8 protein-coding genes are annotated in these 11047 nt (G+C 63.7%); 3 read left to right on the top strand and 5 right to left on the bottom strand.

Going from position 1 to position 11047, the window contains the following annotated elements; translation table 11 throughout:
• Nucleotides 1-47: 47 nt before the first annotated feature.
• From PQR42_RS03015 to PQR42_RS03000, 4 genes are all read right to left on the bottom strand, one after another.
• Nucleotides 48-1544, bottom strand: a complete 1497-nt coding sequence (locus PQR42_RS03015; RefSeq protein ID WP_408210873.1) for an efflux transporter outer membrane subunit — start codon at nucleotides 1542-1544, stop codon at nucleotides 48-50.
• The gene (locus PQR42_RS03010) at nucleotides 1541-2764 is read right to left on the bottom strand and encodes an efflux RND transporter periplasmic adaptor subunit (protein WP_408210876.1); all 1224 of its coding nucleotides are present in this window, start codon (nucleotides 2762-2764) and stop codon (nucleotides 1541-1543) included. Before PQR42_RS03010 ends, PQR42_RS03015 begins: the two co-directional genes overlap by 4 nt.
• Before the next feature lie 35 nt (nucleotides 2765-2799).
• Complete coding sequence (locus PQR42_RS03005) at nucleotides 2800-6027, bottom strand: efflux RND transporter permease subunit (protein ID WP_408387595.1); 3228 nt, start codon at nucleotides 6025-6027, stop codon at nucleotides 2800-2802.
• Nucleotides 6028-6350: 323 nt separating this feature from the next.
• Complete coding sequence (locus PQR42_RS03000) at nucleotides 6351-6785, bottom strand: VOC family protein (RefSeq protein ID WP_408177096.1); 435 nt, start codon at nucleotides 6783-6785, stop codon at nucleotides 6351-6353.
• 145 nt (nucleotides 6786-6930) lie between these two features.
• Between PQR42_RS03000 and PQR42_RS02995 the strand changes: the two genes are divergently transcribed.
• The 3 genes from PQR42_RS02995 to PQR42_RS02985 all read left to right on the top strand — a co-directional run bounded on the left by PQR42_RS02995 (nucleotide 6931) and on the right by PQR42_RS02985 (nucleotide 9032).
• On the top strand, nucleotides 6931-7815 hold the full coding sequence (locus tag PQR42_RS02995) for a LysR family transcriptional regulator (RefSeq protein WP_408387594.1): 885 nt from the start codon (nucleotides 6931-6933) through the stop codon (nucleotides 7813-7815).
• Between the two features lie 161 nt (nucleotides 7816-7976).
• Nucleotides 7977-8615, top strand: coding sequence for a LysE family translocator (locus PQR42_RS02990; RefSeq protein WP_408210887.1), 639 nt, complete (start codon nucleotides 7977-7979; stop codon nucleotides 8613-8615).
• A 69-nt stretch (nucleotides 8616-8684) separates the two neighbouring features.
• Nucleotides 8685-9032 carry a hypothetical protein gene (locus tag PQR42_RS02985; RefSeq protein ID WP_408210889.1) on the top strand — a complete coding sequence of 116 codons (348 nt, stop codon included), beginning with the start codon at nucleotides 8685-8687 and terminating at the stop codon, nucleotides 9030-9032.
• 48 nt (nucleotides 9033-9080) lie between these two features.
• Here PQR42_RS02985 and PQR42_RS02980 read toward each other — a convergent pair whose 3' ends face one another.
• Nucleotides 9081-10793, bottom strand: coding sequence for a SulP family inorganic anion transporter (locus PQR42_RS02980; RefSeq protein WP_408387593.1), 1713 nt, complete (start codon nucleotides 10791-10793; stop codon nucleotides 9081-9083).
• Between the last annotated feature and the right edge of the window lie 254 nt (nucleotides 10794-11047).

Raw genomic sequence — 11047 nt, 5'->3', positions numbered from 1 at the left:
CGCCGCGTGCTCCTGTTGTTGCCCCTGCTGCTTCATGATCCGGTAGCTCACCGCGCGGGAGCCATCGCCTCCTTCGTGTCGTTGGGCTGCGCGCCCGTGGGCGTATTCGACATGTCCGTGCCGACGTCCCAGCCGCCGCCGAGCGCCTTCACGAGCGAGACCGACAGCGTCATCTGCTGGCCGTGAATCTGCACGTCCTGGCGCTCGCTGGTGAGCAGTGACTGCTGCGCGGTGATCACGTCGAGGTAAGCGACGAGGCCACCCGAATAGCGGTCGTTGGCGAGCGCCAGCAGATGCTGCGCGTCGGTGACGGCCTCGCTCGACTGCTTCGCCGCGCCGTCCAGCACGGAGAGTCCGGTGATGCCGTCCTGCACCTGCTGGAACGCGGTGAGCACGGTCTGGCGGTAGTTCGCCTCGGTGGCCTTGTAGCCTTCGCTCGCGAACTTCACATTGGCCGCGCGGCGGCCGCCGTCGAACAGCACCTGGCCCACTGCCGCGCCGAGCGTCCACATCAGCGTGGGCGCGCTCAGCAGGCTGGCGAACTGCGTGCTCTCCCAGCCGATGCTCGGCGCCAGCGTGAGGCTCGGGAAAAACGCCGCCTTGGCGACGCCGATCTGCGCGTTCGCCGCGGCCATCGCGCGCTCCGCCGAGGCGACATCCGGCCGTCGTTGCAACACGTCGCTGGGCACGCCGAGCGGAATCGACGGCACGCGCGCATCGATCACCTTGGGTGCGATCGAGAACTGCGGCGCCGGCACGCCGACCAGCGCGGCGATCGCATGTTCGAACTGCGCGCGCTGATTCAAAAGCAGTTGCGCCTGCACGCGCGTCGAGTCGAGCAGCGATTTCTGCTGCAGCACGTCGAGCCCCGACACCGAACCGAGATCGTGTTCCGTGGTGACGTAGTCGAGCGCCTTCTGCTGCAGTTTCACCGACTGATTCAGCACGTCGATCTCGGCGTCGAGCTCGCGCAGCGAGAAATAGTCGGTGGCGAGATCGGTGGTGAGCACGAGCCGTGCGTTGGCGAGGTCGTCGGCCGATTGCTGCGCGGAAGCCGCCGCGCCCTCCACTTCACGACGTATCCGGCCGAATAGATCGGTGTCGTAGTTGATGGTGGGGCCAAGCTGCACATTGTTCTGCACCGTCGACGTCGTGGGCGTGCCGTAATTCGTCTGCGGACGGTTCTGCGAAATCCGGAAGCGCGATCCCTGCGCCGCGAGATCGACTTCGGGAATCTGCTGCGCGCGGTTGTTCGCGAGCGTCGCCCGCGCCTGCTCGTAATGCGCGCTGGCCGCCACCAGCGTCTGATTCTGCGCGAGCGCCTGCGTTTCCAGCGTGGCGAGCGTTGGATCGCTGAATGCGCTCCACCAGTCCGGCGAGATCGGCGCATGAGACGGCACGGCCACGCGCCAGTACGAATCGGTTTGCCAGGTGGGCGGCACCTCGGCCTGCGGCCGCTGATAGTCCGGCCCGACCGTGCACGCGGCCAGCAGCGCCGCGCCTGCCAGCGTCGTCAGCGCACGGCATGTGGCCACGTGCTTCACGACGCCCCCTTGCCGTTGGCCTGCGGCTGCTGGATCTGCACGTGATCGCCGTCCGCGATCGAATCGCTCGGGTTGATGATGATCTTGTCGCTGGCCTCGATTCCGCTTTCGATTTCGAGCGACTGTCCGAGATCCTGCGCAATCACGATCTTGTGCAACTGCACGTTGCCCTTCGCATCAACCACCGCAACCCGCGGGCCTTCAGCGCGAAACAGCAAGGCGTTGCCCGGCACCATCAATTGCGCGTGCGCCACCGCCGGCACCGCGACCTGGACATAGGCGCCCGGCCGCAGTTTGTCGTCCGGATTCGGCAGCGTCACTTCGACCTGCAGCGAACGGGTAGGCACGTCGATCGCGCCGGAAATGTGCGTGATCGTGCCGTGGAATTGCTGACCCGGCAGTTCGGCCTGCGTCACCACCACCTTCTGTCCCACCGACACGTTTTGCGCATACGCCTGCGGCAATTGCACATAGACGCGCAGCGGGTCCGACTGCGCGAGCGCGAAGAGCGCGCGGCTCGTGCCGCTGCCCGCATCGATCAGGTCGCCGACATCCACATTGCGTTGCGTGACCACGCCCGCGAACGGCGCGACGATTCGCTTGAACGATTCGAGCTGTTGCAGGCGCTTGACGTTGGCGTCGGCGGCGGCGAGGTTGGCCACGTCCTGCGTGTAAGTGCTCTGCCGTTCGTCGAGTTCCTGCTGCGAGACCGCATCGCGCTGACGCAGTTGCTGCCAACGGTCCAGCGAGCTCTTCGCAAGGCCGAGGCTCGAACTGGTTTGCTGACGCTGCGCCAATGCCTGCGCGAGTTCCTGATCGATTTCCGGCGTATCGAGGTCGGCGAGCAGCTGGCCCTGCTTCACACGCGTGCCGATATCGGCGTACCAGTGCAGCAGATAACCGGTGGAGCGCGCGTAAATCGGCGATTCGACGTAGCCGCGCAACGTACCCGGCAGCAAGGTATTGCCGCCGCCTTCGGTCTGCGTCGGACTCACCACGTTCACATACTGCGTGGCGTTCTGCTTCGTGGTCTCCGCCACAGAACGGTTCTGCATCATGTTCGCGACCACGGTGCGCAACGCCCCGACGGCCAGCAGCGCCAGCACGATCCAGACGGCGATTTTGGCGCGCTTCCATTCGCGATGGCGCGGCGGCAAGGCGTGGCCGCCTTCGGTCTCTCGCGAGGGAATCGCTAGCGATGCATGAGTTTTTTCGGTCATCTCAGTCAGCCATCTCAGTCAGCCGTCATTTAACTTTACGCGGGCTTGCCGGCGCCGCCGTGCTCGGGCGCGGGGCCGTCACCGTGGGAACCCGTGTGATTTGCGTCGCCATCGTCATCATCGCGGTGGCGGCGTGCAAGGCGGGAGTGAATCGCCGCGAACACCAGCGGCACGAAAAACAGTGTCGACACCGTGGCGAACAGCAAACCGCCGATCACCGCGCGGCCGAGCGGCGCATTTTGCTCGGCGCCTTCGCCGAGACCGAGCGCCATCGGAATCATGCCGATGATCATCGCGAAGGCGGTCATCAGCACCGGCCTGATCCGGCTTGCACCGGCTTCGAGCGCGGCGGTCAAGGGCGGTGCACCAGCCGAGAGCCGCTGGCGCGCGAACGCCACCATCAGAATACTGTTGGCCGTGGCCACGCCCATGGTCATGATCGCGCCGGTCAAGGCGGGCACACTCAAGTGCGTGCCGGTCAGGAACAGCATCCACACAATGCCCGCCAACGCCGCGGGCAGCGCGCTGACGATGATCAGCGGATCGACCCACGACTGGAAATTCACCACGATCAACAGGTACACCAGCACGATCGCCATCGCCACGCCGATCCCCAGACCGAAGAACGAACTGCGCATGGTCTGCACCTGGCCACGCACGGTAATCTGGCTGCCGCGCGGCAGCGACGCACGCACGTTGTCCACCAGCTTGTCGACCTGATTCGCCACACTGCCCAGGTCGCGCTTCTCGACGCTCACATACAGATCGATCACCGGCCTGATGTTGTAGTGTGTGACTTCCGCGAACTGAGTCTGCGGCGAGACCCGCACCAGATTGCCGAGCAATTGCGTCGGGCCGGTGGTCGAGCCCGACACTGGCGTGCGCAACAGCTCATCGATCGACGACACCTGATACTGCGGCGTTTGCACCGCCACGTTGTATTCCACGCCGTTGCGGTTGTTGAACCAGAAACCCGGCGACGTTTGCGAACTGCCCGACAACGAAATGAGCACGTTTTGCGCCACGTTGCTCGCGCTCAGATTGAGTTGCTGAAGCCGTGTGCGATCCATCTGAAGATTGATCGCCGGTTCATCCAGTTTCTGCTGGATGTGCGTGTCCACTGTGCCGGGAATCATGCGCACCTGTTTCAGCAGCTTGCGCGCAATGTCGAAGTTACCCTCCTGATTCGCGCCGGAAATCTGCACGTCCACGGCAGCAGGCAGGCCGAAGTTGAGAATCTGCGTAACGATGTCGGCGGGCTGAAAGAAAAACTCGACGCCCGGAAAGCGCTGCGGCAGGATCGCGCGCAGTTTGTCCATGTAGATTTGCGTCGGCTTGTGATCTTCATTGAGCGCCACCTGGATCTCGCCGTCAAGCGTGCCGATCGTGCCCGCGTTGCTATACGAGAGATTGATGCCGCTATACGGCAAACCGAGGTTGTCGAGAATCGTGCCGAGTTCTTTCTCCGGCACGACCTCGCGAATCACCTTTTCGACTTCGTCGGCGAGACGCGCGGTTTCCTCGATGCGGGTACCGGTCGGCGCACGCATATGCAGGCGAATGTCGCCGGCGTCCACGCTCGGGAAGAAGTCTTCGCCGAGCACGAAAATCAGGCCCATCGAGACGACACAAAAGCCGAGGAACACGCTGCCGAACATGCCACGGCGCACCAGCAAGCTGCTGAGAATCATGATGTAGCCGGCACGCATGCGCTCGAAACCACGATCGAAGCGGTGATACAGGCGCATGAACAGACTCGGCTTCGCGCCCTGCTTCGGCTTGTGCGCGTGACCCATCAGCAGCATCGCGAGGGTCGGCACCAGCGTACGCGACAGAATGTACGACGCCAGCATCGCGAACACCACGGCTTCAGCGAGCGGCACGAACAGGTAACGCGCCACGCCGGTCAGGAAGAACATCGGCACGAACACGATACAGATACACAGCGTCGACACCAGCGCGGGGATCGCGATTTCGCCCGCGCCGTCGAGAATCGCATCGTGCAGATTCGTGCCCATATGCAGATGCCGTTCGATGTTCTCGATCGTCACCGTGGCATCGTCCACCAGAATCCCGACCGCCAGCGCGAGACCGCCGAGCGTCATGATGTTGATGGTCTGCCCGAGCGCGTGCAGCGCGATCAGCGAGGACAGGATGGACAGCGGAATCGAGATCGCGATGATGCAGGTGCTGCGCCAGTTGCCGAGGAACAGCAGAATCATCGCGGCGGTCAGCGCGGCGGCGACCAGCGCCTCGCGCACCACGCCCTGCACCGCCGCTTTCACGAACACCGACTGATCGAACAATGGCGTGATCTTCAGATCTGGCGGCAACGCGGCTTGTGCATTCGGCAGCAGCCCACGCAGCGTGTTGACGATAGAGAGCGTCGACGCACTGCCGTTCTTGAGCACCGACATCAACACGCCGCGATGGCCGTCCTGCCGCACGATATTGGTCTGCGGCGAGTAACCGTCACGCACGTGCGCGACTTCACGCAGATAGGTGGTCGCGCCGTTGAGTGTGCGCACCGGAATATCGTTGAGCCCTTCCACTGTGGCGGGCGAGCCGTTCATGTTGATCGTGTATTCCTTCGGTCCGATCTTCGCCGTGCCGGTCGGCAGAATCAGGTTCTGCGCATTGAATGCGCTGACCACGTCGGAGGGCGTCAGGCCTTTCGCGAGCAACGCGCGCGTATCGAGGTCGACCGAGATCAGCCGCGACTTGCCTCCGTATGGGTACGGCACGGCGGCACCGGGAATCGTCACGAGCTGCGGACGCAGGAAGTTCAGCGCCGAGTCGTTGAGCGCCTGCTCGGAGAGCTTCGGGCTCGACAGGCCGAGCTGGATCACCGGAATACTGGAGGCCGAATAGCTGATCACCAGCGGCGGCGTCGCGCCTGGCGGCATCTGCTTGACCTGCGCCTGTTCAACGGCCACCGTCTGCGCGATCGCGGTCTGGATGTTCGCATTCGGCTGCAGGAACACCTTCAGGATCGTGATGCCCGCGAGCGATTGCGATTCGATGTGCTCGATGTCGTTGACCGTGGTGGTCAGACTACGCTCGTTCACCGAGGTGATGCGGTTGGCCATGTCTTCGGCCGACAAGCCCGTGTAGGTCCAGATGATACTGACCACTGGAATATTGATTTCCGGCAGCACGTCGACCGGCGTGGTGAACAGCACGAATGGCGTCGCCAGCAAGATCAGAATGGCCATCACGATGAACGTGTATGGTCGTTTAAGCGCAACGTTGACGATCCACATGAAACGCGCCCGAATGAATGCAGGTAAGGGATGGGTGAATCAGCGCTTATGCTAGATCGGTAGCACCAACGCCTGCATGGCGCGAAAATGGCGAAATTGTCAGGAAGGCTAATGTAAGGAATAACGGTGTTTGAACTGCGTGGGAGTTTGCCGGGAAGCAAACGCTTGATGAGCGACGATAGCCGAGGTTGGCGCGCCGCTTCAACGCAATGTCACGCGAGGAGATCGCGAGACATCGCATAGATTGTTTTGCGCGAAGCAAATACTTCACGCACATTGAAAGCTTAGTCGATCACCGTCCACTTGCCATGTCGCTGCCAGCGTTACTTCGCAAACAACGCCGACATGTCAGCAAACGCCTTGAATTCCAGTGCATTGCCCGACGGGTCCAGGAAGAACATCGTCGCCTGCTCGCCCACTTCGCCCTTGAAACGCACATGCGGCTCGATGATGAAATCGATGCCGGCCGCTTGCAGCTTGTCCGCGGCGGCCTGCCACTGCGCCATCGAGAGCACCGCGCCGAAGTGACGGACCGGCACGGCGTCGCCGTCGACCTTGCTGGTGTGACGGTGGCCGATTTCCTCGGGCGCGAGGTGCGCGACGATCTGGTGGCCGTAGAAATTGAAATCGACCCACGCGTCCGAGCTGCGCCCCTCCGGACAGCCCAGCAGTTCGCCGTAAAACTCGCGCGCGGCGGCAAGGCTATGAACAGGGAACGCCAGATGGAACGGCGGCAATGCGGTATCGGCAACGCTCATGATGGGGAAACTCGCTGATTGGAATTAGGTTGAACGTGCCGGCGCTTTGAAGGCCACACGCGTGAGGCCAAGTTTAACCATGACTAAAAATGGTGAAAAACGATATATATTTGATCTGACTATCACCAAAATCGATCAATCGACCATGCTGAGTGAACTCAAGACTTTCATCGCCGTGAGCCAGTACGGCACGTTTTCCGGCGCGGGCGCGCGCATCGGCCTGACGCAGTCCGCCGTGAGCGCGCAGATGCAGCGGCTCGAAGAGGAACTCGGCTTCGCGCTATTCGACCGTACGGGCCGTTCCGCCACGCTCAATGACGCCGGCCGCGAAACGCTCGCGCTCGCGGAGGAAATGATGACGCTCTACGGGCGGCTCTCCGAACGCGGAGCGGTCGCGGCGGAAAGCGGCATGCTCCGGGTAGGCGCGATTGCATCGGCGCAAGTGTCGTTTCTCGCCGACGCGCTCGCGCGTTTCCGCGACGACCGTCCCGGCTGGCGCATTCGCGTCGTGCCCGGCGTGTCGCTGGGCTTGCTGGGGCAAGTGGACTCAGGCGAACTGGATCTGGCCGTCATCATCAAACCGCCCTTCGCGCTGCCGTCCGAACTCGAATGGCGCACGCTCGTCACCGAGCCGTTCGTGCTGCTCGTGCCCAAGGCGCTCACGCGTGGCAAGGGCGAGGCGCGGTCCTGGCGCGAACTGCTGCGCAGCGAACCGTTTATCCGCTACGACCGCAGCTCGTTCGGCGGAAGGCTGGTCGACCGGTTTCTGCGGCGCTCGCGGCTGAATGTGCACGACGTGATCGAGCTGGACGAACTGCAAGGGATCGTGCAACTGGTCGCGCGCGGCATCGGCGTGGCGCTGCTTCCGAATAGCGCGGGACTCGGCAAGTGGCCGGCCGGTGTCGTCGCGCTGGAACTCGGCGAGGCGACGTTTCAGCGAGAGATCGGCCTCGTACAGCGTCCACGGCATAGCCGGCAGGCAGTGGCGGGCGCGCTTGCTGATTGCATTGGCGCCTCGGCGGGAGCGTGAGTCGCCGCGCACCTATAGGATTGTGCTGTTGCCGGAACGGCCAACTGTATCTGTGAGCTTCACCCCGCCGCGCGCGAAAATCCCCTTTCGCGCGACGCTTCGCGCGCTTTACCCGTGTGCGCACCGAGCCGCACACTTTGCCCGCCGCCGAGGTTCAACCCATGATCGCCAGCACCTTCCTCACCGCCGATGTTTTGATCGCCTACAGCGCCTACTTCGTCGGTACGGCGAGTCCCGGGCCGAGCAATCTCGCGATCATGTCACTGGCGATGAGCGCGGGCCGCCGCTCCGCGTTGACCTTCGCGCTCGGCGTGGTGTCGGGTTCGTTCTTCTGGGCGCTGCTGGCGTCGCTGGGCTTGTCGGCGGTACTCGCCACTTACTCGGAATGTCTGGTGGCGATCAAGATCGCCGGCGGGCTGTATCTGCTCTGGCTCGGCTTCAAATCCGCGCGCTCCGCGTTTCGTCCCAAGCCGCTGCCCACGGGCACGGCGCGCCAGGACGAATCGCTCAAGCGCCTCTATCTGCGCGGCCTGCTGCTGCATCTCACCAATCCGAAAGCAATTCTGGTCTGGCTGTCGATCGTCTCGCTGGCCATGTCGCCGGCAGGCGGCACCTCGCACACCACGCCGGTGGTGCTCGGCTGCATGTGCATCGGCGTATCGGTGTTCAGCAGTTACGCGGTGCTGTTTTCGACCGCTTCCGCACGGCGCATCTATTCGGCGATCCGCCGCTGGCTCGACGGCTCGCTCGCGATCATGTTCGGCATTGCCGGCATCAAGCTGCTGACCTCGAAAACCTGAGCGCGCCTCGCGACGCCCGCCGCTCTGCGATACTGTCGCCGTGACGATTGAAGCGGATAGACGAATTCGATGAGCGGCAGCAACGAAGTGAACCCGGCAGCGCAGCGCTCGCCGTGGCAGAAGCGGCTCTATCTGGCGGGCGTCGCGGCGCTGGTGATCGGCGTGATTCTGGCCGTGATCATCTATGCGACCACGCCGCCGCCGGACAGCGCCGTCTCCATGTACAGCATCGCCGATCCGCGCTATCAGATCGAATTGCAGCGTATCGGCGGCAATGCGGCGGTGCTGATGGCGCAGCTTCATCAGTGGTTCGACGGACTGTGGCACGGCACGGCGCTCGCTTATACGGTGGCCGTGCTGGGCGCCGTCATCGCGGGAATATGCTTCTTTATCGGTTATTTCTTCGCCGACGAATAACCTCCACGCGAGAAGCTACGCGCCCCCCCCCCGCGCGCAAACCAGCGCTCACGTGGCCTCTTTCACGTGCCGATCGGGCTTCTCCACGCCGGCGGTGCGCAGCGCCTCGTGCAAAGTGTTGAAAATGCAAGTTTCCTCGACGATCGGCGTGATGCCGTGCCGGTCCATATCCGAACGCAAATAGCGGTTCACGCGCGCGAAGAGCACCTCGATGCCTTCGCTTTTCAACGTCTGGATCAACTCGCCGATCGAACGCGAGGCCGAATAGTCGATGTCGGTGATCGCGCTCGCGTCGATCACGAAGCAGTGCACCTTGCTGGGCGCGAGATCGATCAGGCGGCGCGTATCGTCGACGAAAAAGTGGTCGTTCGCGTAAAACAGATCGGCGCCGAAGCGGTAGACGATCAGGCCCGGCGCAGTCTGAATGCCGGGCACGGCGGGCACCGGCACCCAGACGCCGTCGTTGCCGGGGGCGAGAATCATCGTGTGCGGACGGTAGCTGTGGCGGACGTGCCGCAGCAGCGATAGCGCCACCGCCACCAGAATGCCGTGCTCGACGCCGATCAGCACCACCGCCGCCGCGGTGAACACGGCCAGCGCGAATTCGCCGGGGCTTTCGCGGCGAATCGCAAACAAGGTCTTCAGATTGATCAGGCCGATGGCGATCGTGAACACGATGCTGGCAAGAATGCAGTGCGGCAGATACTGCAAAAAGCGGCTGAAAAACAGCAGCACCGCCACCACCACCGCCGCGAAGACCAGTTGCGCGAACTGGCTGCGCGTGCCCGCGAGATCGGCCATGGCGGTTTGCGTCGGGCTGCCGTTCACCACGAAGGCGCCCGAGAACGCCGCCGCCGCGTTGGCCGCGGCGATGCCCAGCAGGTCGGCGTTGGTATCGACGGGTTCGTGATGACGCTCGGCGAACACGCGGCTTGCGGCGGCGCTTTGCGCGACGATCATCACAAAGCAGGAAGCCGCCACGGGCAGCAAATCGAGCACCTGCTGCCATGTCACCGACGGGATGCGCAGCGGTGGCAAGCCGCCCGCCACCGGGCCGAGCACGGCGATGCCGTGGGCCGGGAAATGGTAGAGATCGCTCGCGGCGATACCCGCGACGACCGCGATCAACGGCACCGGCACGCGTGGCAGAAAGCGCTTGCACGTCAGAATCGCGACGACCACCAGCAGTGAAATGGCGAACGTCGGCCGATTGATCTGTGTGGCTTCGCGCACCACCAGCACGAGCTGATCGACGCTGCGCGCGGCGTGCCCGGGCAAGCCGAACATGTCGCCGAGCATCGCGATGCCGACCTGCACGCCGACGCCGGCGAGAAAGCCGACCAGCACGGTGCGCGACAGAAAGTCGGCGAGAAAGCCCAGTTTGAAAATCCGCGCGATGAACAGCAAGCCTGCGGTGAGCAAGGCGACCATTCCGGCGAGCGCGGCATATTCAGCGCTCGACGCCGGCGCCATGGTGGAGAGCCGGCTTGCGAAGATCGTGGCGGTCGCGGAGTCGGCGGCCACGACGAGGTGCCGCGAGGCGCCGAAAAACGCAAAGGCGATCAGCGGCAGAAAGACCGTGTACAGACCCGTGACGGCCGGCATGCCCGCGATACGCGCGTAGCCCAGCACTTGCGGAATATCCATCGACGCAAGCTGCACACCGGCCAGCGCATCGCGCGCCGCCGCGGCACGGTTTAGAGGAAGGACGCCCTTCAGCACGCTGGCGCGCGCCGTGATATTCGCCAGAAAATCTCGCATACGCGATACTGCCCTAATCCAGGTTATCGCGCATCGTGCCGCGACTCGGCACTCAAAGGCAAGACTTGTAGCGAGATCGGCTCAAGAAAAGAGAACACCGCATCGCGCGCCCGAATGGCGCTGCGGAAAACACCCGACTTACGGATTCAACGCTTGAATTGCCCCGTGACCGGATCCACGTGCCGCGCGAAACCAACCAACGCGGCGATGCAGATCGGGCAGGCAATGAAGAACACGGCCAACATCTCGCACCC

The organism is Paraburkholderia sediminicola (genome assembly GCF_046027355.1).
Classification (GTDB): domain Bacteria; phylum Pseudomonadota; class Gammaproteobacteria; order Burkholderiales; family Burkholderiaceae; genus Paraburkholderia; species Paraburkholderia sediminicola_B.
The sequence above is the reverse complement of the archived record's forward strand: the minus strand, read 5'-3'. Positions and strand labels throughout refer to the sequence as shown.

What these genes read in the sequence shown, in the direction of transcription:
- PQR42_RS03010 (WP_408210876.1), bottom strand. Translation starts at nt 2,764, where the DNA reads ATGACCGAAAAAACTCATGCATCGCTAGCGATTCCCTCGCGAGAGACC.
- PQR42_RS03005 (WP_408387595.1), bottom strand. Translation starts at nt 6,027, where the DNA reads ATGTGGATCGTCAACGTTGCGCTTAAACGACCATACACGTTCATCGTG.
- PQR42_RS03000 (WP_408177096.1), bottom strand. Translation starts at nt 6,785, where the DNA reads ATGAGCGTTGCCGATACCGCATTGCCGCCGTTCCATCTGGCGTTCCCT.
- PQR42_RS02995 (WP_408387594.1), top strand. Translation starts at nt 6,931, where the DNA reads ATGCTGAGTGAACTCAAGACTTTCATCGCCGTGAGCCAGTACGGCACG.
- PQR42_RS02990 (WP_408210887.1), top strand. Translation starts at nt 7,977, where the DNA reads ATGATCGCCAGCACCTTCCTCACCGCCGATGTTTTGATCGCCTACAGC.
- PQR42_RS02985 (WP_408210889.1), top strand. Translation starts at nt 8,685, where the DNA reads ATGAGCGGCAGCAACGAAGTGAACCCGGCAGCGCAGCGCTCGCCGTGG.
- PQR42_RS02980 (WP_408387593.1), bottom strand. Translation starts at nt 10,793, where the DNA reads ATGCGAGATTTTCTGGCGAATATCACGGCGCGCGCCAGCGTGCTGAAG.